Here is a 23872-nt window from a genome sequence, read left to right as displayed (position 1 = left end):
GCGATGATCACGGAGCTGCGAGGGAATACTTTCGTCTCTGTCACCCATATGGACAGATCGCACAGGTGTTTCTTTACCAATCCATAAGATTCGCCGCCGCATCGAGGTAACGGCGCAGGCACAGAGCGTCCGGAGCGACGGCTGTGACCAGAGCGGCGGGTCCCGCCAAGGGGGTCAGTACGGCCGTTTCGCCCAGGAGCGTCCGTTCCACGGGGCGTTCCTCGAAGGCCGGGTCCACGACGATCAGCTGACCGACCGCCCGGTAGCCGCCGAGTACCGCGCCGCCGTCCCAGCCGGGCGCCCCCGGCCCGTACGCCAGTTCCTGGTCGAAGAGCGGACGGCCCGCGCGGCGCACGGTCAGCCGGGTGACGAGCCGCCCGGTGTCCTCGCCGGCCCGGCCCAGCACCTGCTCCTCCCGGAAGACCAGGCGGGCGCTCGGCGCGAGATCGACGCGGGTGGTCATCCGCAGATCGCTGCCGCCCGCGGAGATCAGCGGCTCGGGGAGCCAGCGCAGTACGGCGTCCTCCCCCACGTCGAGCCGGGTGTCGTACGCGGCGGGGGCGCCCGTGCGGCCGGGCAGCGCGATGGTGGCCGCGGTGGTGGTGAAGCGCAGGGCCGCCCGGTCGGCGACGGTGGCGGAGAGCGTGAGCGCGTCCCCGCCGAGCGGCGCGCTCATCGCCCCCACCAGGCAGGCGCGGGCCTCGCGGCCGGCCGGCCGCAGCCGGCGGAGGGCGAAGGGGCCCTCGCCCTCCAGCACGGGCAGGCCGGTGGAGCCGCGCCCGTCCGGCACGGCGACGACCCGCGCCGCGGCCCGCACCCCGAATCCGGTGGCGAGGGCCGCCGGGCGCGGGGCGGTCCGTACGGTCGTGGCGCTCACGCCGCCGACGTCTTCGCGGTCCAGGCCGCGAGACGCTCGCGCACCCAGTCGGAGACCGGCTTGACGCCGCCCTCGCCCTTGATGGCGGTGAAGACGACGGGGAGTTCGCCGCGCTGCGCCTTGGCGTCGCGGGCCATGCCCTCCAGGTCCACGCCGACGTACGGGGCGAGGTCGGTCTTGTTGACGACGAGGAGGTCGGCGGTGGTGACGCCGGGGCCGCCCTTGCGCGGGATGTCGTCGCCGCCCGCGACGTCGATGACGAAGATCTGGAAGTCGACGAGGCCGCGGGAGAAGGTGGCGGTGAGGTTGTCGCCGCCGGACTCCACCATGACCAGGTCGAGCGGTCCGACCTGGTCCTCCAGGTCCTCGACGGCTTCGAGGTTGGCGGAGATGTCGTCGCGGATGGCGGTGTGCGGGCAGGCGCCGGTCTCCACCGCGCTGATCCGCTCGGGCGGCAGCACGGCCTCGCGGAGCAGGAACTCGGCGTCCTCGCGGGTGTAGATGTCGTTGGTGACGACGGCGATGGAGAGTTCGTCGCGCAGCGCGCGGCAGAGCGCGGCGACGGTCGCGGTCTTGCCGGTGCCCACCGGGCCGCCGAGGCCGACGCGGAGCGCGCGCCGGGTGCCGTCGGGGCGGAACGCGTCGGCGCTGTGGGTGTGGCGCTCGGGGAAGTCGTCGCCATGGTCGAGGTGCATGTCGCTCCTGGTGTTCTCTGCGGGTGGTTCAGTCGGTGCGGTCGATGGTCATGAGGCGGTCACGAGGCGAAGAGCCGTACGGGCCAGGTCGCGTGCTGTTCGGCGGTGATGTCGAGCAGCGGCGCGGACGGCGCGGGGAGCGCCGCCGCCCCTTCCCGTACGGCCCGCGCGGCCGCCTCCGCCGCGGCCCCGGCGACCTGGTCGAGGTCGGCGGCGAGGTGCGCGAGCACGGCGGTGGCGTCGAAGGGGTCGAGGCTCAGCAGCCGCACGGTGGCGGTCGCCGGGCCGCTCACCGCCTCGTACGCGCTCGCGTGCGCCGCGTCGAGCGGGGTGAGCCCGGCGGCGCGGGCCGCGAGGCCGAGCACGATGGGCTGGTGCGCGCCGCGCGGCCGGGCCGCCGCGAGGGCGTCCAGCTCGGGCGAGGGCCAGGCGGCCCGCGCGGCGCGCATCATCTGCCGGCCGAGGCGGCGGGCGGCGGCCCGCAGCGCGGGCGCGGGGGTGCGGGCGTCGGCCGCCTCGTCGAGGACGAGCGGGTCGAGGCCCGCCGCGGCCGCGGCGGCGAGCGCCGCCGCCGTGAGACCTGCGGTGTGCAGCCTGCCCCGGCAGAACTCCTCCATCGTCGCGGCGTCCCGGATCCGGCCCGTCTTGACGGCCGGTTCGGCCCCGCCGGAGTGGGCGTGCCCGCCGGCCGGGAAGCGGCCGTCGGCGAGGACGAGCAGGGCGGCGCGGGTTCCCGTCGGCCGGGCGGCGCGGTTGTCGGAGGTCTCCCGAGGCCGTACCCGTACTCCCCCGGCGCCCGCCGCGCCCTGGGCGGGGCGGGTCGGGCGGCCGGTGAGCGGCACGGCGGTCGGGGCCGTGGAAACGTCGGCGGCCATATCAGAAGAGGAAGTAGCGCTGGGCCATGGGCAGTTCGGCGGCCGGCGCCGGCTCCACGGCGTCGCCGTCGATGGTGACCGTGAAGGTGTCCGGGTCGACCACGACGCGCGGCCGGGCGTCGTTGTTGCGCATATCGGCCTTGGAGACGCCGCGCGTGGAGCGGATCGGGACGAACCGCTTGCCGAGGCCGAGCCGCTCCGGGAGCCCGTCGTCCATCGCCGCCTGGGTGACGAAGTTGATGGAGTTGTCCGCCGGCGCCCGGCCGACCGCGCCGAACATGGGGCGCGGCAGGACCGGCTGCGGGGTGGGGATGGAGGCGTTGGCGTCGCCGAGCTGCGCGTACGCGATCTGCCCGCCCTTGATGACGAGCTGCGGACGGATGCCGAAGAACACCGGGTCCCACAGCACGAGGTCGGCGAGCTTGCCGGTCTCCACGGAGCCGATCTCGTGGTCGAGACCCTGGGCGGCGGCCGGGTTGATCGTGTACTTGGCGACGTAGCGGCGCGCGCGGTGGTTGTCGGCGCGGCCGTCGCCGGGCAGGGCGCCGCGGCGCTCCTTCATGACGTGCGCGGTCTGCCAGGTGCGCAGCACGACCTCGCCGATGCGGCCCATGGCCTGGGCGTCGGAGGAGAGGATCGAGATCGCGCCGAGGTCGTGCAGGAAGTCCTCGGCGGCGATGGTGCTGGGCCGGATGCGGGACTCGGCGAAGGCGAGGTCCTCGGGGACGGCCGGGTTGAGGTGGTGACAGACCATCAGCATGTCGAGGTGTTCCTCGACGGTGTTGACGGTGTGCGGCCGGGTCGGGTTGGTGGAGCTGGGCAGCACATTGGACTCGGAGACCACGGTGATGATGTCCGGTGCGTGGCCGCCGCCCGCGCCCTCGGTGTGGTACGCGTGGATGGAGCGCCCGCCGATGGCCGCGAGGGTGTCGCCGACGAACCCGGCCTCGTTGAGGGTGTCCGTGTGGATGGCGAGCTGGGCGCCGCTCTCCTCGCAGACGTTGAGGCAGGCGTCGATGACGGCGGGGGTCGCGCCCCAGTCCTCGTGGACCTTGAACCCCACGGCGCCCGCGCGCAGTTGGTCGCGCATCGAGTCGTACGACATCGTGTTGCCCTTGCCGAGCAGCCCGATGTTGATGGGGTACGCCTCCAGCCCCTCGAACATCCGGGCCAGGTGCCAGGAGCCGGGGGTGATGGTGGTGGCCTTGCTGCCCTCGGCGGGGCCGGTGCCGCCGCCGACCAGCGTGGTGATGCCGGAGGCGAGAGCCTCGTGCACGGCGTCCGGGCAGATGAAGTGGACGTGGGTGTCGATGGCGCCGGCGGTGAGGATCTTCCCGTTGCCGGCGATGATCTCGGTCTCGGGGCCGATGACGAGGTCGGGGTGGACGCCGTCCATGGTGTCGGGGTTGCCGGCCTTGCCGATGCCGGTGATCCGGCCGTCGCGCAGGCCGATGTCGGCCTTGACGATGCCCCAGTGGTCGAGGATGACGGCGCCGGTGATCACGGTGTCGGGGGCGCCCTCCGCGCGGGTGGCGCGGGACTGCCCCATCGACTCGCGGATCACCTTGCCGCCGCCGAAGACCGCTTCGTCGCCGGAGTGTCCGGGGCCGCCGGAGCGGTCCTCCTCGATCTCCACGACGAGGGAGGTGTCGGCGAGCCGGATGCGGTCGCCCGCGGTCGGGCCGAAGAGGTCGGCGTAGGCGGGGCGGGTGAGCTCAGACATCGAGGGGTCCTCCGGTCTCGCCGCGCAGGCCCTCGACGATCCGCTTGCCGGTGATGGGCACGAGGTCGACCTCGACGGGGATGCCCGGTTCGAAGCGGACGGCGGTGCCGGCGGCGATGTCGAGCCGCTTGCCGTACGCGGCCGCGCGGTCGAAGTCGAGGCCGGGGTTGGCCTCGGCGAAGTGGTAGTGGGAGCCGACCTGTACGGGCCGGTCGGCGGCGTTCAGCACGGTGAGGCTGATGTGCGGGAGGCCCTCGTTGAAACGTACGGGCTCGTCGGCGAAGAGGATCTCTCCGGGGATCATGCGGTGCGCTCCCCCTGCCAGGCGATGGGCTCGTGCACGGTGACGAGCTTGGTGCCGTCCGGGAAGGTGGCCTCGACCTGCACGTCGTGGATCATCTCGGGGATGCCGTCCATGACCTCGTCGCGGGAGAGCACCTTGCGCCCGGAGGCCATCAGCTCGGCGACGCTGTGGCCGTCGCGGGCGCCTTCGAGGATGTGCGCGGTGATGAGTGCGACCGCTTCGGGGTAGTTGAGCCGCAGCCCGCGGTTCCTGCGCCGCTCGGCGACGTCGGCCGCCACATGGATGAGCAGTCGTTCTTGTTCGTGCGGGGAAAGTTGCACGCGTCCCACCTCACTGTCGTTCCTTCCTCCGCTCACAATTGGGCAGGAGGAACCAGCGTTCCGGCCGGTAGGCGAGTGGTGCGCGGACCGCGTCGTTCCGACTGGACGCAGATGGACCATATCGGTCGAGAATCCGGACTTGACCTGCGGTTCTCCGTCTCGCGACCTGTATTGCACGTTAATACTCAAGCTTTTCCACCGCGTTAACTGACGCTTTGCGCATCCATAGCCAAAGCTGGAGGAGCGCGATGACATCGATGTCATGGACGCGCGCATCCGGGCGCGAGCGCGGCTCCCCGAGGGCCCCGCCGCCATCCGGAGCAAGCGTCGGACGCCGACCACCGCCCGCCCGACCAGAACCGCACCGACAGCGGAGCGCCCCGCCCCCGGGCCGGCGGGGGCGGGGCGCGCGGATCCCCGCACAGTCGGCCCTACGTGACACGGACCCCGGATCCCGCTGGGTCACGCCCCTTTCCGTGGCGCCGTACCGCCGCGCCGCGGCAGCCACGCGGCGCTCGTCTTGTCGCCCGCCAGTCCGCCGATCGCGCCCTTGAGGACGGACAGGGCGGCCGGCAGCGCCGCGACCGCGGCGGCCTTCACGGCGGAGAGGCTGGTGAGGTCGAAGCCGTCGGCGAGGAGCAGGCCGAGGAGCGTCGTCACATAGGCGGCGACGGTGCGCTCGGCGATGTCGAGGAGGAGTCGGGGCAGTCGGTTCACGGGGAACTCACTTCCAGTAGAGCCCGCGGGCGCGGGCGGTGTGCAGCAGGGCGTGGCTGGTGTCGTCGGCGGCGTCCGGGCCGAAGCTGACTTCGAAGCGGACCGTCTCGCCCTTGCCGATGGAGCCGGCGTGGGCGAAGTCGACGAAGGACAGGCCGGGTGTGGTGAGCCGCTCGACGATCGGCCCGTCCCAGCGGGAGCCGTCCTTGCGCCGGTGGTAGAAGCGGCCTTGGACGGTGGCCCCGGCGGGCGCTTCGAGGGTCAGGTACACGGTGACCGTGTACGAACCGGCGCCGGCTATGAGGTCGGTGCGGCTGATGCTCAGGGTCTTCCAGGCGTTGGGTACCAGCTCCTGGCCCTGGTTGCTGATCTCGCCCAGGGTGTACGGCACGTCTCTCCTCCTACGGTGTGGTGGTGGCCGCTTCCTACGGGGCGGCGGGGGCCGTTTCCGCGGCGCGCGCGAGGATCGCGGCCATCGGGAGCAGGCCGGGGTCGCCGTGGTCGTTCTCCGGTACGTGCTGGTGGCCGCAGTGCCCGCGGAAGGCGTTCCACTTCGCGGCCCCCATCCGCACGCCGTTGGCGCCGTACGAGGCGGGGTACGCCTTGAACACCACGTCGCCCGTCAGCGGCACCCCGTGCTCGTCGTGGGCCCACTTCGCGAAGGCGGCGAGGTCGCGCAGGGCCCAGTCGGGCAGCTCGGGGGTGTAGAGGTGGCGCGCGGTCCACTTGCCGTGGGCGGCCGGGTCGCACGTGCCGACGATCTCGACCTGACAGACGTTGAGGGTGTTGGTCTCGACGCCGCCCGGTTTGTTGACGAGCGCCCGCGACGATATGTCGAAGTCGAAGTGCTGGTACCAGGTCAGCCGCTGCGCGTCGAAGTCGGGGAGCGCGGTGAAGTTGGGCGCGGCCGAGCCGCCGGCGTAGTCCGGCAGGCCGGTGCCCTCGGTGGAGTGCCAGACGATGGTGTTGACCTCCATGGGGTCGCCGCCCCATCTGGACTGCCACCACTGGGCGGTGGACGCCCCTGGATATTTCTGCGGTCCTGTCGACATGACGGCCCCTTCGCTGTGGCCGGGTGCGGGCATGGCTGAGACGCGGCTGGCGCCGACGGGGGTCGGCGCGGGCGCGAGGATGGGTGCGGGGACGGGACCGGGGCCGTGCGGAGCCGGCTGGTCATGCCCGCATCACTGTCATACCCGCCTCGGGGGCCGCTCCACCGTCCGACCGCTGGTCAGGTGGCGGTTGTATCGCGGTCGTATCGAGGGGGGGCGGGGCCGCCGTCGGCGGCGGCCTTCATCCGCCCGCGCTCGCTCGCGCCCGCCCGCGGCCCTCGCGTCCGCTCCGCGGAACACGTTGTTCTTTAATCGCCCTTGACGGATCGCGGCGAACCTTAAATCCTCATGTCCGCATCAAATGCTCCGCACCACCCCCCACTTCAGTTACGGAGCCCTCTGTGTTCACTGTGTTCACTACGTTCGCCGCAGCCACAGCCACACCACGGCGCCGCGCGGCTCTCGCCGCCGGCACCTGCACCGCACTGGCCGCCGCCCTGCTGGGCCCGGCCGCCGTGGCCCAGGCATCATCGGCCCCCGCCCCCACGCGTACGCCCCAGGCCGCGCCCGACATCGACGGCGCCGCCGTCAAGGCCGACCTCGGCGAGCTGCAGAAGATAGCCGACGCCAACGGCGGCACCCGGGCGCACGGCACCGCCGGGTACAAGGCGTCGGTGGAGTTCATCAAGGCCAAGCTCGACGCGGCCGGGTTCACCACCAAGCTCCAGGAGTTCACCAGCGGCGGCGCCAAGGGCTACAACGTCATCGCGGACTGGCCCGGCGGCGACTCCGGCGAGGTCGTCATGGCGGGAGCGCACCTGGACTCGGTCGACGCCGGGCCGGGCATCAATGACAACGGGTCCGGCTCGGCCGGGATACTGGAGGTCGCGCTCGCGGTCGCCAAGGCGGACCTCAAGCCCGCCAAGCACCTGCGGTTCGCGTGGTGGGGCGACGAGGAGGCCGGGATGGTCGGCTCCTCGCACTACGTCGACGACCTGGGCGCGGACGGCCTGTCGAAGATCGACGGCTATCTCAACTTCGACATGATCGGCTCGCCCAACCCCGGCTACTTCGTGTACGACGACGACACCCGGCTGGAGAAGGTCTTCACCGACTGGTTCGCGGCCAAGAAGATCGCGACCGAGCCGGAGACGGAGGGCGACGGCCGCTCCGACCACGCCCCGTTCAAGGACCGGGGCGTGAAGGTCGGCGGGCTGTACTCGGGCGGCGAGCGGACCAAGACGCAGCAGCAGGCCGAGCAGTGGGGCGGTAGCGCCGGCGAGGAGTTCGACGCCTGCTACCACCGCTCCTGCGACACCCTGAAGAACGTCGACGACAAGGCGCTCGACACCAACACGGACGCGATCGCCAACGCCGTATGGGAGCTCAGTTCCTGACGCTCCCCCAGCGCGCCGTCACCTCTCGCGGCCCGGACGCCGGTCACCGGTGTCCGGGCCGCGGTGCTCTGCCGCGATGCCGAAGCGCCGCCGTTCGCCCGGAGCGGACTCCAGGGGGCGCATCACCGACACCGTGCTGACCACCTGCTCCTCCGCCGCGCTCTCCTCCTGCTCAAGTCGTTGCAGGTCAGCGGCGGAAACCAGGGCGACCAGGGGTTTGCCGTGGCGCGTCACGACGACGCGTTCGCCGCCGTAGACGACTCGGTTGATCAGTTCCGCCAGTTCCGCTCGGGCTTGCGTCACCGGAATCTCGTGGGCCATGCTCCCCATCATAGAGATGTACGTCCTGTACATTTTTTACAGGTGTCGTACGACCCGCAGTGCGCGGAGAGCGCTGATGAGAGGTGCACCGATGAGCCGACCCACCGCCCGCCATGTCCTGCCCGAATTCACCGAGCGCACGAGCTCCGGCCAGCGGACCATGGACCCCTACTCCAAGCTGCTGTCCGAGCGGATCGTCTTCCTCGGCGCCCCGATCGACGACACCTCGGCCAACGATGTGATCGCGCAGTTCATGCACCTCGAACACGCCGCGCCCGACCAGGACATCTCGCTCTACATCAACTCCCCCGGCGGCTCGTTCTCCGCCATGACCTCCATCTACGACACGATGCGCTACGTGTCGTGCGACATCGAGACGGGCTGCCTGGGCCAGGCGGCGTCCAGCGCCGCCGTACTGCTGGCCGCGGGCACCCCCGGCAAGCGGTTCGCGCTGCCGAACGCGCGCGTCCTGATCCACCAGCCGTTCTTCAGCGAGCCGATCCAGGGGCAGACCTCGGACCTCCAGATCCACGCCAGGGAACTGCTGCGCACGCGCGAGCAGCTGGAGGAGATGCTCGTACGGCACACCGGGCAGAGCGCCGGGCGCGTCAGCTCGGACATCGAGCGCGACAAGGTCTTCGACGCCGCGGGCGCCGTGGCGTACGGGCTGGTGGACCACCTGGTCAGCAGCCGCAAGGCCAACGGCGCCGCGCCGGGCGCCGGCTCGCCCGGCGCCCGGTGAGCTCCGGTGCTGCCGCCCGAACTGCCGCCGCTGCCGCCGCTCACGCGCGCGGAGAGCGAGCTCGTCGACCGCTATCTGGAGGCGGTCGACCTGCTGGGCCGCGTCAACCCGGCGCGCGGCCACGACACTTACGCCGCGCTGCGGGCGGCTCAGGCGCTGGCCGCCAAGGCCGCGGGGCTGCGCGACGCGCTGGCCGTGATGCACGAGCGCGGCGAGAGCGAGCTGCACGCGCCCACGCTGGAACGTGCCATGCGGGTACTGGACGGGGAGCGGCGGACGGGCCGGGTGACGATGCCATCGGGTCCGGTGAGTTGACCCGCAGGTAGCTCAATGCCCATCCCCCGATAGGCGTATACGGGCCTGGACGATTCGCAGTGATCAACTTGCGCGATGCGCGCGGGTACTGGTCGGGCGGCGATACCGCACCGCTGGTGCGGGGCTGCGTACGGTTCGGGACGCGGAACGAAATCTCCGCGCGTCCACCCGAACAGGTCAGTCGTGACCAGCCTCACATAAGGCGATTTCGGCTCGGAATTCGTACCAGGGATGCGTCAAGATCCCTGAGACGACAAGCCCCCGCCTCCGCGGGGCGGTCCGGGCGGACGCCGAGTCCTGCCGCCGTGCCGGGCGTCTGGTCGACAAGAGTGCATCGGCAGGAGTGGAGGACCCGAGCACGGCGGGGGCCGCCTGATCGACGAAGTGCGACAGGCGGTCCCCTCGGGGTGAAGCCGCGGACGCGGCCGGGCAACTTCGCCAGCCCGAACCCGACAGGTCATCCTTCACAGGCGGTTGACGAAGGGTCGCGCATGACAGCGCACACACGCCCCCGACTGCTGTCCAGGACCGGCGCCGCCTCCGTACTCACCCTGGCCGCCTTCGGCGCCGCCGCTCTCCTGCCGAGCGGCGCCCCCGAGGCCGAGGCCGCCACGGCGTCCACCAAGGCGCTGCGCGTAGCGGCGTCGAAGAAGGGCTCCCCTTACCGCTACGGGGCGTCCGGCCCCTACCGCTTCGACTGCTCGGGCCTGACCCTCTACTCCTTCAAGCGCGCCGGCAAGCGGCTGCCGCGCACGGCCGCCGCGCAGTACAACCGCGCCCGGCATGTCTCGGCTTCCTCCCGCAAGGGCGGCGACCTGGTCTTCTTCCACTCCCGCGGCGGCGTCTACCACGTGGGCATCTACGCCGGCAGGGGCCGGATCTGGCACGCTCCGAAGAGCGGGACGGTGGTGCGCCTGGAGAAGATCTGGTCGCGGAGCGTCAGTTACGGGCGCGTGGGCTGACGGGCCGCCGGGCACCCGGCGATGTCAGTGACCGAGGGTAGTTCGAGCGCGCCAGGACAGCGCCCGTACGTCCCTTGAGGAGTCACATGCCGTTTCCCGGTCCGAGGGTGGGATGACCCCGCTCGCCTCGTTGCTCACCGACCTGGCGAAGGGGGTCTTCCCGCCCTGCACCACCACCGCGACGCCGTCCGGGCGTGGACGCACCCCGGCAGCACGGCCCCGGCCGACGCCTCGCGACGGCGGTCCGCCATCAGGTCCCGGCCGGCGGGCCCCGGGGCGGTCGTCCGGCCAGGTCACAGAGCCCGTGGGCTCGTCCAGGGCAGGGTGATCCATACGGTCTTGCCGCCGTCGGGGGCGGGGGTGATGGTGAGGGTGCCGCCGAGTTCCTTGGTGAGGGTGCGGACGATGACCATGCCGCGGCCGTTGTCCTGCTGGACGGCGGCGGGGAGCCGCCTGGGGCGGCCCGGATGGCTGTCGGCGACGCCGATGCGCAGCAGTTCGCCCCGGTCGAGCTGGACGACCACGGTGAAGACGGGCGACCGCCCCCACGTGTGCTGGACCACGTTGGTGGCGAGCTCGGAGACGATCAGCCGGACGATGCCGCCCGCCTCGGTCCGCTCCGGCAGGCCCCATTCGGCGAGCACGTTCGTGACGTGGCTCCGGGCCGCGGAGACCGAGGCGGGCACGGTCGGCAGAGAGACGGATGCTTCCTGCAGGTCTGCCATGGCGGCGTTGTTCCTTTCCCACCCGGCCGGTTTCCGGGGCGTTGCGCGGTGAAGTGTGAGTGCCCCGGACGGCTCTCCGCGACAGATTGCCATCGATGGTGTCGCCCCCGCGGCAATCCAGCCGGATGTGCATATATCTGTCGCTCAAAGCGGTGAACTCTGCGACGGGAGACCGTATTTGCGCGGCACACTGGCGCATTGACACCGAGTGAAAGGAGTCATCATGGGGAACGGTCCTGCGGTGCGCCGCCGCAAACTCGGCGCGGAACTGCGGCGACAGCGCGAGACGGCCGGGCTCACGAGCCGTCAGGCAGCGGCGGCGGTGGGCTGGCACCAGTCGAAAGTCAGCCGTATCGAGACCGGTCGCAGTGGCGTGAAACCCGCCGACGTGGTGCGACTCCTGGACGCGTACGAGGTGGTGGACGCCGAACGGCGCGCCCTGCTGACGGCACTGTGCAGCCCCGGCCCCGCGGACCGGAACGGGGCGCGGAACACCTGGTGGTACGCGTACGGCGACCTGCTGCCCGCCGAGTACCGGGACTTCATCTCGCTGGAGACCGCGGCCTCACAGGCCCGCACGCTGGAGACGACCGTGGTGCCGGGGCTGCTCCAGACGCCCGAGTACGCGCGCGCGGTCACCCGGGCGGCGCTGGGCGACCCGCCCGACGAGCAGGTCGAGGAGTTGGTGGCGGTGCGGATGACCCGGCAGGCGGTGCTCCGGGGGGCGTCGCCGACGCGGCTGTGCGCGGTCCTCGACGAGGCCGTGCTGCGGCGCGCGGTGGGAGGCCCGGGGGTCATGACAGGGCAGTTGCGAAAGCTGCTGGAGTTCGGCGCGCTGCCCAATGTGAGCCTTCACGTGCTGCCGTTTACCCATGGCGGCCACATTGGCATTACCGGGCCTTTCGTAATCTTCTCCTTTTCGCCCATGGCCGATCTGGATGTGGTCGTTCTCGACCATTTGACGGGCAGCGTCTACCTTGAACGGAAAGAGGACCTCCAGGCGTACTGCACCGCGTTCGAAACCCTGCGGGCCCGCGCCCTGCCGCACGACGCATCGTTGAATTTCATCACCGAGATCAACGCCGAGATCAACGTCAAGGCCAACGCCGAGACCGACGTCGGCGCCTGAGGAGGCACCATGTCCACCACGCCATGCCCGCTGTCCGGTGATGCGGAGCTGCTCGGCACCGCCTGGCGCCGCAGCAGCCACAGCACCGGAATGAACAACTGCGTCGAGACCGCCGCCACCGGATCCGGCCTGCTCGTGCTCCGCGACTCGAAGGACCCGTCCGGTCCCGTCCTGCTGTTCTCCCCCGCCGCCTGGAACTCCTTCGTCGGGGCTGTCCGCGACGGCTCCCTCTGACGGTCCCGGCGGGCCGGGCAGCCCCTGCGCCCAGCCGTTCCGACGGCTTCGAGAACCACTGATCACGAGGGCGGCGCGGTCCCCACGACCGTGGCGACCGCCCGCTCCACCTGCTGCTCCGTCAGATCCGCCCGCGCGGTCAGCCGCAGCCGCGACACCCCGTCGGGCACCGACGGCGGCCGGAAACACCCCACGGCGAGCCCCGCCCCCCGGCAGTCCGCGGCCCACCGCACCGCCGCCTCGGGCGACGGGGCCCGTACGGAGACGACCGCCGCCGACGGCCGGGGCACCGCGAGCCCCGCCGCCGTCAGCCGCGCGTACAGCTCGTACGCGACCCTACGCACCCGCTCCGCCCGCCCCGGCTCCCCGGCCAGCAGCTCCAGCCCGGCCAGCGCCGCGCCCGCCGCGGCCGGGGCGAGGCCGGTGTCGAAGATGAACGTACGGGCGGCGTTGACCAGTTGGTCGATCACCTTGGCCGGGCCCAGCACCGCGCCGCCCTGGCTGCCCAGCGACTTGGACAGCGTCACGGTGGCCACCACGTCGCGCGCGCCCGCGAGCCCGGCCGCGTACACGGCGCCGCGCCCGCCCTCGCCCAGCACGCCCAGCCCGTGGGCGTCGTCGACCAGCAGCGCCGCGCCGCTCGCCCGGCAGGCGGCGGCCAGCGCGGGCAGCGGCGCCGCGTCGCCGTCCACGGAGAAGACGGAGTCCGTGACGGCCAGCGCCGGGCCGCCGTGCGCCGCGAGCGCCGCGCGGACGGCGTCGGGCGACGCGTGCGCGACGACCGCCGTCCCGGCCCGGGAGAGCCGGCAGCCGTCGATGAGCGAGGCGTGGTTGCCGGCGTCCGAGACGATGAGGGCGCCGGGGCCGGCGAGGGCGGTGACGGCGGCCAGGTTGGCGGTGTAACCGCAGGAGAAGACCAGTGCGGCCTCGAACCCGCAGAACCCGCGCAGCCGTTCTTCGAGCCGGGCGTGCAGCTCGGTGGTGCCCGTGACGAGCCGCGAGCCGGTCGCTCCCGCGCCCCAGCGCCGCGCCGCGTCCGCGGCGGCCGCGGTGACCTCGGGATGCCGGGCCAGCCCGAGGTAGTCGTTCCCGGCCAGGTCGATGAGCGGGCAGTCGGCGGGGCGCGGCCGCAGGGTCCGTACGAGCCCCGCCCGCCGTCGCCGGCCGCGCTGCGCGTCGATCCATTCGAACGGGTCCTGCTGCATCGGCCGTCCCTCGTCGTTCTGTGGGGTTTGCATAGAACGTAGCCCTCGTGACGCGGGGTCAAGGTGCGGCAATACACACACCTCGCTCGACGGCTCTTGTATCAATCCTCCATAGTGCGAGGGTCGGGCCTGAGCGAGGATCAGCAGCATGGATCTTCTGCGCACATTGGTGGACAAGGGGCTGCGGCGGGAGCTGCCGACCCGTGAGGAAGCCCTCGCCGTCCTGTCGTCCGGCGACGACGAACTCCTCGACGTGGTGGCCGCGGCGGGCCGGGTGCGCCGCCACTGGTTCGGCCGCCGGGTGAAGCTCAACTACCTCGTCAACCTCAAGTCGGGGCTCTGCCCGGAGGACTGCTCGTACTGCTCGCAGCGGCTCGGTTCGCGGGCGGAGATCCTCAAGTACAGCTGGCTGAAGCCCGAGGACGCCTCGAAGGCCGCTGCCGCCGGGGTGGCGGGCGGCGCGAAACGGGTCTGCCTGGTGGCCAGCGGACGCGGGCCGAGCGACCGGGACGTGGACCGCGTCTCCCGCACGATCGAGGCCATCAAGGAGCGGCATGAGGGCGTCGAGGTGTGCGCGTGCCTCGGGCTGCTCTCGCGCGGGCAGGCCGAACGGCTGCGCGCCGCCGGCGCGGACGCGTACAACCACAACCTGAACACCTCCGAGGCGACGTACGGCGACATCTGCACCACCCATGACTTCTCCGACCGGGTCTCGACGGTCCAGCAGGCGCAGGCGGCGGGCATGTCGGCGTGCTCCGGGCTGATCGCGGGCATGGGCGAGAGCGACGCCGACCTGGTGGACGTCGTCTTCGCCCTCCGCGAGCTGGACCCCGACTCGGTTCCGGTCAACTTCCTCATCCCCATGGAGGGAACGCCGCTCGCCGGGGAGTGGAACCTCACGCCGCGGCGCGCGCTGCGGGTGCTCGCCATGGTGCGGTTCGTCTGCCCGGACGCGGAGGTGCGCCTCGCGGGCGGGCGCGAGGTGCACTTGCGCAGCCTCCAGCCGCTCGCGCTGCACCTCGTCAACTCGATCTTCCTGGGCGACTACCTGACCAGCGAGGGCCAGGAGGGCAGCGCGGACCTGGCGATGATCGAGGACGCGGGGTTCGAGGTGGAGGGCGCGGACACCACGACGCTGCCCGCGCACCGGGCGGACGCGCCCGCCGCGCCCGCCGCATCCGCCACATCCGCCACATCCGCTCACGCTCGTACGGACCGCTCCGACGCCGGTACGCGCCCTGACGCCCGTACGGACTCCGGCCCCCGTACGGACCTGGTCGCGGTGCGCCGGCGGGGCGCGGGCACGGATCTGCCGCCCAATGCCTGAGCCGCTCACCCCCGCCCGACTGCTGGCCCTGGACCGGCGGCACGTCTGGCACCCCTACGGTCCGATGCCGGGCCGCCAGGAGCCGCTGGTCGTGGAGTCCGCGGCCGGGGTGCGGCTGCGGCTCGCCCAGCCGGCCTGGGGAGCGGACGAGCTGATCGACGGGATGTCGTCGTGGTGGTCCGCGATCCACGGCTACGGCCACCCCGTGCTCGACGCGGCGGCGCGCGGCCAGTTGGAGCGGATGAGCCATGTGATGTTCGGCGGGCTCACGCACGAGCCCGCCGTGCGGCTCGCGGCCCGGCTGGTGGAGATCACCCCCGCCGGGCTGGAACACGTCTTCCTCGCCGACTCCGGATCGGTGTCCGTCGAGGTCGCCGTGAAGATGTGCCTCCAGTACTGGCGCTCGGTCGGCAGACCGCGCAAGCAGCGGCTGCTGACCTGGCGCGGCGGCTACCACGGGGACACCTGGCAGCCGATGTCCGTCTGCGATCCGGAGGGCGGCATGCACGGCCTGTGGCAGGGAGCGCTGCCCCGGCAGGTCTTCGCGGACGCGCCCCCGGCGGGGTTCGACGCGGAGCCGGACGCCGGGTACGCGGAGCATCTGCGGGGCCTGATCGCGCGTCACGCCGACGAACTGGCGGCGGTGATCGTCGAGCCGGTGGTGCAGGGGGCGGGCGGCATGCGCTTCCACTCCCCCGCGTATCTGCGGGTGCTGCGCGAGGCGTGCGACCGGCACGGCGTGCTGCTGGTGCTGGACGAGATCGCGACCGGGTTCGGCCGGACGGGCCGGCTGTTCGCGGCGGAGCATGCGGGGATCACGCCCGATGTGCTCTGCCTCGGCAAGGCGCTGACCGGCGGCTATCTGACGATGGCGGCGACGCTCTGCACGGCGCGGGTGGCGGAGGGCATCTCGCGGGGCGAGGTCCCGGTGCTCGCCCACGGGCCGACGTTCATGGCCAACCCCCTGGCGGCCGCCGTCGCCTGCGCCTCCGTCGAGCTGCTGCTCGCGCGGGACTGGCGGCGCGAGGTGGAGCGGATCGAGGCGGGGCTGCGCGAGGGACTGGCCCCGGCCGCGGGACTGCCGGGGGTACGGGACGTACGGGTGCTCGGCGCGATCGGCGTCGTCCAGCTCGACCATGAGGTGGACGTGGCGGCCGCCACGCGGGCGGCGGCGCGGGAGGGGGTGTGGCTGCGGCCCTTCCGGGACCTGCTCTACACCATGCCGCCGTACATCACCGATGAGCGGGACCTGGCCCGCATCGGCGCGGCCGTGTGCGCGGCCGCGCGTGCCGCCTGAGCGCGCGGGCGCCCGCAACAGCTTACTGATATGGGGAGTTGAGACATGTCGTCGGTGCTGGTCGTCACGGGGACGGGCACGGAGATCGGAAAGACGGTCGCCACCGCGGCGGTGGCCGCCGCGGCGCGGGCGCGGGGCCGGTCGGTGGCCGTGCTGAAGCCCGCGCAGACGGGTGTGGCGGCGGACGAGCCCGGGGACGTCGCGGAGGTGCTGCGCCTGGCCGGCCCGGTGACGGGGGTGGAACTCGCCCGCTTCCCCGAGCCGCTGGCCCCGGCGACCGCCGCCCGCCGGGCCGGACTCACGCCCGTACGCCCCGACGAGATCGCGCGGACGGCCCGGAAGCTGGCCGCCGAACACGACCTGGTGCTGGTGGAGGGCGCGGGCGGGCTGCTCGTACACCTCGACGAGTCGGGGGCCACGCTGGCCGACGCTGCGCGCCTGCTGGACGCGCCGGTACTGATCGTGGCGCCCGCCGGGCTCGGCACGCTCAACGCGACCGCCCTGACGGCCGAGGCGCTGCGGGCCCGCGGCCTCCGCTGCCGCGGTGTGGTCATCGGCAGCTGGCCGGGCGCGCCGGACCTGGCCGCCCGGTGCAATCTGGCGGACTTCCCGACGTGCGCCGGCGCGCCGCTGCTGGGGGCCCTCCCCGAGGGCGCGGCCGCGCTCGACCCGGCCGAATTCCGCGCGGCGGCGGCCGGTTGGCTCGCGCCGGAGCTGGACGGAACGTGGGACGCGAGGCGGTTCGGGGCGGAGCGGGGCTGACGGGGGCCGAGGGAGGCGGGGCGGGCGGCTTCCCCCTTCCGCCCAGTGGCCCATCGACGGCTGGAAGGGGCGCGGCGCGGGCAGAAAGCCCGTACAGCTGTACCTACGGGGAAGGGCCGTCGCCATGACCGGGCGCACCAGGAAAATCCCGCGTGATGCCGTGCATCACCCGCTCTTCGCGCGCGTCTACGAGAAGGTCGGCCCGATCGCCGACGAACGGGCGGGGGTGGGCGCGCGACGGCGGGAGCTGCTGGCGGGCGTGTCCGGGCGGGTGATCGAGATCGGGGCGGGCAGCGGGCTGAACTTCGCGCACTATCCGGGCACGGTCTCCGAGGTGGTGGCGATCGAGCCGGAGCGGCGGCTGCGGCAGGCCGCGCTCCAGGCGGGCCGGCGGGCCGGGGTCCCGGTGGACGTGGCGCCGGGGGCGGCGGAGGCGCTGCCGGTCAAGAGCGAGGCGTTCGACGCGGCGGTCACGTCGTTGGTGCTCTGTTCCGTGCGGGACGTCGGGCGGTCCCTGGCCGAGGTGATGCGGGTGCTGCGGCCGGGCGGGGAGCTGCGGTTCTTCGAGCACGGGCTGGCGCCGGGGCGGGTGCAGGCGGCGGTGCAGCGCGCTGTGGACCGTACGGTGTGGCCGCTGCTGTTCGGCGGCTGCCACACGTCGCGGGACGTGCTGGCGTCGATCGAGGCGGCGGGGTTCGAGGTCGTCTCGTACCGGCGGCTCCGGGTGCCGGAGGGCAGTACCCGCGTCCCCTCCTCGCCGTGCGTGCTGGGAACGGCCAGGCGCCCGCCGCTCTGACGCCGGTTTTCCCCAACGCCCTCTGGTGCGGGTGCGGCTGGGCACGTTCGTGCTCGGCTCGGCCTTTAACATGGGGCGCTGAAAGCTCAAAATAGGGGAGGAAACCGGATGGAAGGGGAAATTCCCTATCAAGGATGGCGAAGCCGTGAGGTGGAGATCAATCACACACCCGGGCAGCCAACACTTGTGGAAATACGCTCCCTGGGGTGGACCAGTTCATTCTTTGCATCTGGGGTCACCAAAATGCCGGAACGTGAAGTGCGAGGCCCTCTGGCGGTGTCGACGTGGGGAAGGAAGCCATACCGATTTCCACTTGAGCCGAAATACACCCACGTCCATGTCGAACGGAAGGCCGGCACGGAGCGTGGAGGTGGGATCTCTCGCTGGCGCCTGCGCGCATTGCCGGCCAACCTGGCGCGAACACTGTCAGGAACCATCAAAGGCGAAGCCGCAGATGTACTGCAGTGCCCTGCGGGGATTCATTCCATCGCGCATTCATTCGATCGGCGAACCGCAGATCAGGGGGTAGACATTGTCCATATTTCACGGACCGGGGAAAAGGTCACAGAGCTGCTGGATTCCGGATCCATTCGGGGAACCTTGAGAATCCCTGGGCCCGGGTATATACAGATCAGCACGGCCGGCCCGTGGGAAATATCGACATAACATAACGTCGGCAAGGCAAACCGATCCGCCCACCATTCGGTGGGCGGACTATGATGCCAAGACACCGAGCTGGAGAAGCCAGTGGCCCGAACTCTCCGTGCTGCCGTGGCCGAGATGAGGCCCGGCCGATGAACCGACGTCTGGCCGCTCGTGGTCACTGTTCTCCGCGGCACCGGCGGGTGTGGCTGGGGCGTGGGGTGTGGTGCGGGAGGCGCGCGGGGGTGGGGTGCCGCTACCGGTGTGGGGTGTGCGCTTCTTCCTTCGGATGTGTCCGGGGGTGGAGCCGTGTTCGGGGGTGCGGGCGGGTAGCCAGTCGCGGCACCGCGCGCGGCGTCCGGCTCGACGCGGCGCTCCTCGCACCGAGCGGCCAGCCCGCCCCCGCCCCGGAGCACGAGGCCCGGCTGCTCCTCGCGCTGGTCGACCACTCCCACCGCGGCCTCAACGCCGGGTGGGTGGAAGTGAAGAACCTCTCCCGGCACCCGGCGAACCTGCGCGGCTTCCCCCTGACCGACCAGCAGGGCAACCGCTGCCGCTTCGACCGCCTGCGCCTGGAGGGCCGCTTCGGCGTCACGGTCCACACCGGCCGTGGACACGGCGCTCGCCACGACGTCTGCCAGGGCCGCTGCGACTGCGTCTGGGACAACGACCACGACACCGCCACACTCCGCGACGCCCGCGGACACGTCCCGGATCGCGCAGCCTGGGGCCGTGGCCGCCACCGCCGCTGGCCCCACCCGCAACCTCAGCCCGGGCAGCCCCGCCCGCTCAGGCGCGGGGCTGCCCCGCGTTCACGCCACGGCCGATCCAGCTGCTGACCGACCGGAGCCGGGCGGCGCCGTATGCGGGCGAAGCCGGGCCGCAGACCGAGTTGTCCGGCTCGGTGCAGTTCCATTGCCGCGCGGCGGAGCGACAGCCCTTCTCCCCAGCCCGTCACGTCTCCTGCCGACGGATCAGGACTGATGCGGCGGGGCGTCCTCGAGGCCGGTCAGGCCTCCCCCCGCCCACTTCAGCAGCAGCGGCCGCGTACTCGTTCTTCGAGCAGGGTCTCGGCCTGCCCCTCCATCCGGTCTGCGCGGAGCCGCTCGCCTGCGGTGGGGCTCATATGACTGCTGCGGTTTGGGCAGGGTGACGGCATGGAGATGTGGGAGCACAAGTTCGTGATCTTCGAGCCGCGGTCCGTCTTCGTCGAGGGGGGATACGAAGCAGAGGTCAACTCGGCGCTTGAGCGGTACGGAAGGGAGGGGTGGCAGCTTGTGAGCCATGCGCCGCACCAAACGAACAGCAGCGGGTCGGTCAAGTCTCTGACGTTCACGTTCAAGCGGCCCAGGTGAACATTCGCTCTCCCCAGGATCCCATGCCGCCCCGAACGGGCAATTCAAGCAGCGGGTAAGGACGGCCGTGTCTGCTGGGGGGGGACGTCGAGCCCCGGCGTGAGACGAACGCGCCGGGGTTCGACGGCGGGCTCAGCGCGACGTGGGGGACAGCTGGAGCTTGGCCTTGCGGCCGGAGATCGACTTCACCCAGATCTTCAGGTTGTTGAGCTGGACGGTGCTGCCCGCGCTGGCGCTGCCGCCGAGCCGTGCTCCGGTCGTGGTGGTGGCCGACACGGTCACGGTCCGGGAGCTGATGCGCGTGATCTTGAACTGCTTGAACCCGAACGTGCGGCTGTCGACCTTGATGGTCTTGGGTGCCGACACCTTGGTCGTGCACCGCCCGTCGTAGCAGGGCCCGTGGCCGGCGGCAGACGCCACCGGTGTCATCAGGCCGCCCCCCAGTGTGCCCGCCAACGTCAGCGTCACGGCAGTCGTCGCGGCTCGTCGGCGCATACCCGTGCCCGTGCTCATCATGGACCTCCTGTTTCGGGGGAATTCCCGCCCGGCATTTCTAGTCCACTGGTTTCGGCCGCAGCAGGAGGTTTGAGTCATGTGGCAGAAACCAGGCTCCGGGCGGCTGGGGAAAATCGGAGGGCCCTCGAACGGCGGCAACCCTCAGCCCTCGCAGCCCATCGCGGCCCGCGGAAGCGCCACGGTGTCCGCGGCGGCTCGCTCTCCCGCGCTTCGTCCGCCTCTTCGCCGGCGTTTGCCACCTCGTCACGGGCCGCCCCAGGCGGGTGTGGGGCTGGTCAGTGCCCGGCCCGGAGCCTGGGGCTGCGTGCGGTGGCCGCTCTCGCCCGTGCGAGGGCGCGGGCGATCGTGGCACCGTGCTTGCTGCCCTGCGAGAGGGGAGCCAGGTCGATGCGCACGGTCATCAGTTCGCTTCCCATGACGCGGACGACGATCGCGTTCAGGGCGCGCAGTGGGTGGAAGCGGCCCATTCGCCGCTGCCGTGCGTACGGGTCGTCGTCGGGGAGCAGGTGGGCCGTGCCCTCGCGCCACGCGAAACGCCAGCCCTGGCGCAGCCTGACCCGCACCTGCGGGCAGCGCTGGATGTTGCGCACGTATCCGGCGCGCTGCCCGTGCTCGGCGACGATCCAGAAGGTGTCCTTGCGGCGGCCGTTGCCGACCGGTGTGGTGCGGGGCCGGCCGCTGCTGCGTCCCCGGGTCTCCAGCAGGGCGTAGCCGAGCGGCATCAGCCCCATGCGCAGGAGGAGGCGGACCGGCGGGTTGATCAGGTATCGCTGCACGGGGGTCACCAGGGCGCGTTTGAGGCGCGTACTGGCCAGCGTGAGGGGGATGTTGGCCGCGAGGGCGGCACTGACGACGGCGGGCAGGAGGGCGCCCTGCGGCGCGGTGGGGTCGATGAGCCACCACGCCCAGACCAGGCCCACCGCGACCCCGGTGACGGTGAACAGGCCGAGCGCCACATCTCGGCTACTTCCATAATGTCCCATACATTCGTATTGTACTCTCGTGAGTGAATCTCGACAGGAACAGCTGGCGGACGCGCTGCTGCACATCGCGGGCTCCCGCGGCCTCGACCAGGTCAGCGTCCGCGAGGTCGCCTCAACGGCGGGCGTATCCATCGGGGCGGTGCAGTACTACTTCTCGACCAAGGACGAGATGCTGGCCTTCGCCTTCCGACAGGTCGTGGAGCGCACCCGCGCCCGCATCGCCCGCCTCGACGCGACGGCCGAACCCCGCCAGTCGATACGAGCCGCCCTGCGCCAACTGCTGCCGCTCGACGCACGCCGCCTCGCGGAGTGCCGCGTCTACCTCGCCTTCGCGGCCCGCTCCCTCACCTCGCCCGTCCTCGCGGACATCCAGCGCGAAACGCTGAGCGCGATCCGCGACGAACTGCGGCTCGCGCTCGACGAGGCGCTCCCCGCGACGAGCGGACAGCCCGGCCCCGCCCCGGAACGCGAGGCCCGACTGCTCCTCGCGCTGGTCGACGGCCTCATGTTCGACGCGGTCACCGCCCCCGACGCGATGCCCCCGGCAGAAACGGCACAGGCGCTGGATACCTACCTGGAGCGGCTGCTGCCACCCGAACACTGAACGCCGCGGCGAGGCAAGCGGCCTGCCCGCATAGGGAATCGCTTCGCCGTACAGCGCGGTGAGCGCCCCGTCCGCGACGCCAGCATCGATACCGACGACGGGTACGGCACGGCGGACCGCATGCCCCTACCGACATGCACGGCCTTCCCGCCGCACCCCTTCGCAGCCGCCGTCGCGGGGCACCTCTGCGCACCCCGCCGCGACGCCGCCCTGGACGACATGGTCGTCCGGTCGGTTAGCTTGTTCCCTATGGCCCGAGTCAGTTTCATTCAGTGATGCTTTCTGGTCGCTTTACGGTCTTGCCCACGTCGCAGTGGGTGGCGGGTCGCCGGTTCTTCGAGCCAACTGGCCTTCCGGGGCAGGGCGTTGAGGGTTTGTGCGCACGGGCTGGACAGAGCAGGTGTGGGCGGAGGTTCCTGAACCCCCGGCGGACTCGGGCCGGGGTAAGCCGGCCGGTCGGTTTCTCCCACGGCCGTCTCAGGTCGGTGGCCGCCTGGCGGAGGAGGCGGAGGAGGCGGAGCTGAGTGTGGGCCGCGATGACGATCCAGATCCATCCAGCGTTCGCCGGCCTCGGGGGTGCGGAGCTTCGGCCGGGGCCAGCCCAGGGTCTGCTTCATCAGCCGGAACGTGTGCTCCAGGACGAAGCGCCTCAGGAACGTCTACCAGCGGACATCGACGTCCTCGCCGCTCAGGGCGATCGCCGACGACCAGAGCCAGAGGGGCAGCGGGTCCTGGCCCCGGGCAGGCGTCGACCTGGAAACTCGAAGACGATGAGGATGTCGCGGTCGCCGAAGTGCCAGCGACCCACCTCGATCAGGTCGGTGACCACCCGGCGGAGCTGGGCGGCGGTGGCCTCGGCGACATCGTCGGCGGGTCCGAGGCGGACAGCGTCCAGGAGCCGGCACCACGATGTCCGGCCCGATTCGAGGGCGGCGACGAAGGAGTACGACGGCCAGCCGGGGATGAATTGGTCCGAGGACCGGCCACTGCGGCCGTAGACGTGGCAGAACAGACGATCCGTGCTGGTCGGGGTGCCGGGACGGAGCCAGTTGCACACGTCGACGGCGAGGACCAGGCGCCCATCGGCTGCCTGAGGCAGGGGCAGGCCGGCCAGTACCTGCCGCAGCCGGGGCACGTCGATGGTCCCGTTGTTCAGCGCGTCGTACATCGCGCCGTGCCCCTCCGGTGCTCGGCCACCAGCGTTCTCACCGGTCCGTCCGCCGGTCGAGTCCGCGACCTGGGTATGGAGGCGCTACTCGGCCCGCCACCAGCCCTGTCCGACGTGCCAGTCCCTCACCCAGTGCAGGAAATCGCCCCCCGGCTGATCGGATGGGCGGTCGGCATAGGGTGCGGCGCATCCGTCTCTGAGCCACCACACCCGGCCGCGTTGCGGCCCGGTCACCACCAGCATCCAGTACTCACCGGGCCCGTCGCTGCCCAGCAGCACGGAGCCCCGCTGGTAGGTCTGGTGCAACAGAGACGAGTGGCGAGTGTGGTCGTAGTAGTCGTACTCCCACTGCCACTCCTCCTCAAGAGGGAAGGGCTGGCCGGGTACGCGTACGGCGGTGCCGTCGAACGGCTCCGGACTCATCCAGCAGTCCGCTTCCCAGACAGCCCAGCTTTCCGGTTTTTCTCCCAGCGGCAGCAGACCACCTTCGTCTGGCGGACCATCGTCGGTACCGTTCGCGATCTCGGTCACGAAAGTGCGATACGGCTCCGGCAGCACCACCCCGTGCCTGCACTCCCACACCCGAAGCTCGTCCCTGTCCAAAGGGCGGTGACGGACCTCTGCCGGAAAGGCTTCACGCAGGACGGCTATCGCACCCGAAATCGCATCTTCCACGCCCTATAGGTATCACCGGGCACTGACACTCTGGCCTCGGACCACTACACGCAGCAGGTTAAAAGACTTCCCAATCAGAAAGTCAAGCGACCATCGTGACTGGTGGTGCAGCTTGATAGCACGCTCCGTCGCGGATCATTGCCCACAGAACATT

General features: G+C 71.8%; 28 protein-coding genes, 1 pseudogene and 1 riboswitch. Of the genes and pseudogenes, 13 read left to right on the top strand and 16 right to left on the bottom strand.

Going from position 1 to position 23872, the window contains the following annotated elements; genetic code table 11:
- Nucleotides 1-73: 73 nt before the first annotated feature.
- From AB0I49_RS20600 to AB0I49_RS20560, 9 genes are all read right to left on the bottom strand, one after another.
- Complete coding sequence (locus tag AB0I49_RS20600) at nt 74-877, bottom strand: urease accessory protein UreD (protein WP_363228448.1); 804 nt, start codon at nt 875-877, stop codon at nt 74-76.
- The gene (gene ureG, locus AB0I49_RS20595; RefSeq protein WP_363228447.1) at nt 874-1572 is read right to left on the bottom strand and encodes an urease accessory protein UreG; all 699 of its coding nucleotides are present in this window, start codon (nt 1570-1572) and stop codon (nt 874-876) included. Before ureG ends, AB0I49_RS20600 begins: the two co-directional genes overlap by 4 nt.
- A gap of 59 nt (nt 1573-1631) precedes the next feature.
- Nucleotides 1632-2447 (bottom strand): urease accessory UreF family protein, encoded by an 816-nt coding sequence (locus AB0I49_RS20590; RefSeq protein ID WP_363228446.1) that lies wholly within the window; start codon nt 2445-2447, stop codon nt 1632-1634.
- Between the two features lies 1 nt (nt 2448).
- Nucleotides 2449-4170: an urease subunit alpha gene (locus AB0I49_RS20585; RefSeq protein WP_363228445.1), complete on the bottom strand. Its 1722-nt coding sequence runs from the start codon at nt 4168-4170 to the stop codon at nt 2449-2451.
- On the bottom strand, nt 4163-4474 hold the full coding sequence (locus AB0I49_RS20580) for an urease subunit beta (protein ID WP_030874253.1): 312 nt from the start codon (nt 4472-4474) through the stop codon (nt 4163-4165). The genes AB0I49_RS20585 and AB0I49_RS20580 overlap by 8 nt, the downstream gene beginning before the upstream one ends.
- Nucleotides 4471-4794: an urease subunit gamma gene (locus tag AB0I49_RS20575; protein WP_363228444.1), complete on the bottom strand. Its 324-nt coding sequence runs from the start codon at nt 4792-4794 to the stop codon at nt 4471-4473. Before AB0I49_RS20575 ends, AB0I49_RS20580 begins: the two co-directional genes overlap by 4 nt.
- Nucleotides 4795-5256: 462 nt before the next feature.
- Entirely contained in the window at nt 5257-5511 is a 255-nt protein-coding gene (locus tag AB0I49_RS20570) for a holin (RefSeq protein WP_363228443.1), read from the bottom strand.
- A gap of 7 nt (nt 5512-5518) precedes the next feature.
- Nucleotides 5519-5902 (bottom strand): hypothetical protein, encoded by a 384-nt coding sequence (locus AB0I49_RS20565; RefSeq protein ID WP_363228442.1) that lies wholly within the window; start codon nt 5900-5902, stop codon nt 5519-5521.
- Between the two features lie 34 nt (nt 5903-5936).
- Nucleotides 5937-6563, bottom strand: coding sequence for a hypothetical protein (locus tag AB0I49_RS20560; RefSeq protein WP_363228441.1), 627 nt, complete (start codon nt 6561-6563; stop codon nt 5937-5939).
- Nucleotides 6564-6964: 401 nt separating this feature from the next.
- On the opposite strand from AB0I49_RS20560, the gene AB0I49_RS20555 reads away from it, so the two are divergent.
- Nucleotides 6965-7960 (top strand): M28 family metallopeptidase, encoded by a 996-nt coding sequence (locus AB0I49_RS20555; RefSeq protein WP_363228440.1) that lies wholly within the window; start codon nt 6965-6967, stop codon nt 7958-7960.
- 18 nt (nt 7961-7978) lie between these two features.
- On the opposite strand, the gene AB0I49_RS20550 is transcribed toward AB0I49_RS20555, so the two are convergent.
- Entirely contained in the window at nt 7979-8281 is a 303-nt protein-coding gene (locus tag AB0I49_RS20550) for a type II toxin-antitoxin system Phd/YefM family antitoxin (RefSeq protein ID WP_363228439.1), read from the bottom strand.
- A 91-nt stretch (nt 8282-8372) separates the two neighbouring features.
- Here AB0I49_RS20550 and AB0I49_RS20545 point away from each other — a divergent pair, with 91 nt between their 5' ends.
- From AB0I49_RS20545 to AB0I49_RS20535, 3 genes are all read left to right on the top strand, one after another.
- The gene (locus AB0I49_RS20545) at nt 8373-9023 is read left to right on the top strand and encodes an ATP-dependent Clp protease proteolytic subunit (protein WP_363228438.1); all 651 of its coding nucleotides are present in this window, start codon (nt 8373-8375) and stop codon (nt 9021-9023) included.
- 6 nt (nt 9024-9029) lie between these two features.
- Nucleotides 9030-9338 carry a hypothetical protein gene (locus tag AB0I49_RS20540; RefSeq protein ID WP_363228437.1) on the top strand — a complete coding sequence of 103 codons (309 nt, stop codon included), beginning with the start codon at nt 9030-9032 and terminating at the stop codon, nt 9336-9338.
- Between the two features lie 278 nt (nt 9339-9616).
- Nucleotides 9617-9826, top strand: a riboswitch (cyclic di-AMP (ydaO/yuaA leader).
- A gap of 3 nt (nt 9827-9829) precedes the next feature.
- Nucleotides 9830-10300 (top strand): C40 family peptidase, encoded by a 471-nt coding sequence (locus AB0I49_RS20535; RefSeq protein ID WP_363228436.1) that lies wholly within the window; start codon nt 9830-9832, stop codon nt 10298-10300.
- A gap of 293 nt (nt 10301-10593) precedes the next feature.
- Here the strand turns inward: AB0I49_RS20535 and AB0I49_RS20530 are convergent, their stop codons facing one another.
- The gene (locus AB0I49_RS20530) at nt 10594-11025 is read right to left on the bottom strand and encodes an ATP-binding protein (RefSeq protein ID WP_363228435.1); all 432 of its coding nucleotides are present in this window, start codon (nt 11023-11025) and stop codon (nt 10594-10596) included.
- 223 nt (nt 11026-11248) lie between these two features.
- Here AB0I49_RS20530 and AB0I49_RS20525 point away from each other — a divergent pair, with 223 nt between their 5' ends.
- Nucleotides 11249-12154 (top strand): helix-turn-helix transcriptional regulator, encoded by a 906-nt coding sequence (locus AB0I49_RS20525; protein ID WP_363228434.1) that lies wholly within the window; start codon nt 11249-11251, stop codon nt 12152-12154.
- A 9-nt stretch (nt 12155-12163) separates the two neighbouring features.
- Nucleotides 12164-12388, top strand: a complete 225-nt coding sequence (locus AB0I49_RS20520; protein ID WP_363228433.1) for a DUF397 domain-containing protein — start codon at nt 12164-12166, stop codon at nt 12386-12388.
- Nucleotides 12389-12450: 62 nt separating this feature from the next.
- On the opposite strand, the gene AB0I49_RS20515 is transcribed toward AB0I49_RS20520, so the two are convergent.
- Nucleotides 12451-13593: an 8-amino-7-oxononanoate synthase gene (locus AB0I49_RS20515; RefSeq protein WP_363228432.1), complete on the bottom strand. Its 1143-nt coding sequence runs from the start codon at nt 13591-13593 to the stop codon at nt 12451-12453.
- A gap of 148 nt (nt 13594-13741) precedes the next feature.
- On the opposite strand from AB0I49_RS20515, the gene bioB reads away from it, so the two are divergent.
- The 6 genes from bioB (at nt 13742) to AB0I49_RS20485 (ending at nt 19772) form a co-directional block, all read left to right on the top strand.
- Nucleotides 13742-14920 carry a biotin synthase BioB gene (bioB, locus tag AB0I49_RS20510; RefSeq protein ID WP_363228431.1) on the top strand — a complete coding sequence of 393 codons (1179 nt, stop codon included), beginning with the start codon at nt 13742-13744 and terminating at the stop codon, nt 14918-14920.
- Entirely contained in the window at nt 14913-16217 is a 1305-nt protein-coding gene (locus AB0I49_RS20505; RefSeq protein ID WP_363228430.1) for an adenosylmethionine--8-amino-7-oxononanoate transaminase, read from the top strand. Before bioB ends, AB0I49_RS20505 begins: the two co-directional genes overlap by 8 nt.
- Before the next feature lie 45 nt (nt 16218-16262).
- Nucleotides 16263-16979, top strand: coding sequence for a dethiobiotin synthase (bioD, locus tag AB0I49_RS20500; protein WP_363228429.1), 717 nt, complete (start codon nt 16263-16265; stop codon nt 16977-16979).
- 124 nt (nt 16980-17103) lie between these two features.
- On the top strand, nt 17104-17775 hold the full coding sequence (locus AB0I49_RS20495) for a methyltransferase domain-containing protein (RefSeq protein WP_363228428.1): 672 nt from the start codon (nt 17104-17106) through the stop codon (nt 17773-17775).
- 911 nt (nt 17776-18686) lie between these two features.
- The gene (locus AB0I49_RS20490; protein ID WP_363228427.1) at nt 18687-19256 is read left to right on the top strand and encodes a lamin tail domain-containing protein; all 570 of its coding nucleotides are present in this window, start codon (nt 18687-18689) and stop codon (nt 19254-19256) included.
- A 318-nt stretch (nt 19257-19574) separates the two neighbouring features.
- Nucleotides 19575-19772, top strand: a complete 198-nt coding sequence (locus AB0I49_RS20485) for a DUF4177 domain-containing protein (RefSeq protein ID WP_363228426.1) — start codon at nt 19575-19577, stop codon at nt 19770-19772.
- Nucleotides 19773-19904: 132 nt separating this feature from the next.
- Here AB0I49_RS20485 and AB0I49_RS20480 read toward each other — a convergent pair whose 3' ends face one another.
- Both AB0I49_RS20480 and AB0I49_RS20475 read right to left on the bottom strand, forming a co-directional pair.
- Nucleotides 19905-20285 (bottom strand): hypothetical protein, encoded by a 381-nt coding sequence (locus AB0I49_RS20480; protein ID WP_363228425.1) that lies wholly within the window; start codon nt 20283-20285, stop codon nt 19905-19907.
- Between the two features lie 278 nt (nt 20286-20563).
- On the bottom strand, nt 20564-21271 hold the full coding sequence (locus AB0I49_RS20475) for a nitroreductase/quinone reductase family protein (RefSeq protein ID WP_363228424.1): 708 nt from the start codon (nt 21269-21271) through the stop codon (nt 20564-20566).
- Between the two features lie 19 nt (nt 21272-21290).
- On the opposite strand from AB0I49_RS20475, the gene AB0I49_RS20470 reads away from it, so the two are divergent.
- Nucleotides 21291-21875: a TetR/AcrR family transcriptional regulator gene (locus tag AB0I49_RS20470; protein ID WP_363228423.1), complete on the top strand. Its 585-nt coding sequence runs from the start codon at nt 21291-21293 to the stop codon at nt 21873-21875.
- A 265-nt stretch (nt 21876-22140) separates the two neighbouring features.
- Here the strand turns inward: AB0I49_RS20470 and AB0I49_RS20465 are convergent.
- Nucleotides 22141-23078, bottom strand: a pseudogene (locus AB0I49_RS20465) (transposase); the annotation flags it as partial.
- A gap of 49 nt (nt 23079-23127) precedes the next feature.
- On the bottom strand, nt 23128-23718 hold the full coding sequence (locus AB0I49_RS20460) for an SMI1/KNR4 family protein (protein ID WP_363228422.1): 591 nt from the start codon (nt 23716-23718) through the stop codon (nt 23128-23130).
- Nucleotides 23719-23872: the final 154 nt, after the last annotated feature.

The organism is Streptomyces sp. NPDC050617, from assembly GCF_040654795.1.
Classification (GTDB): domain Bacteria; phylum Actinomycetota; class Actinomycetes; order Streptomycetales; family Streptomycetaceae; genus Streptomyces.
The sequence above is the reverse complement of the archived record's forward strand: the minus strand, read 5'-3'. Positions and strand labels throughout refer to the sequence as shown.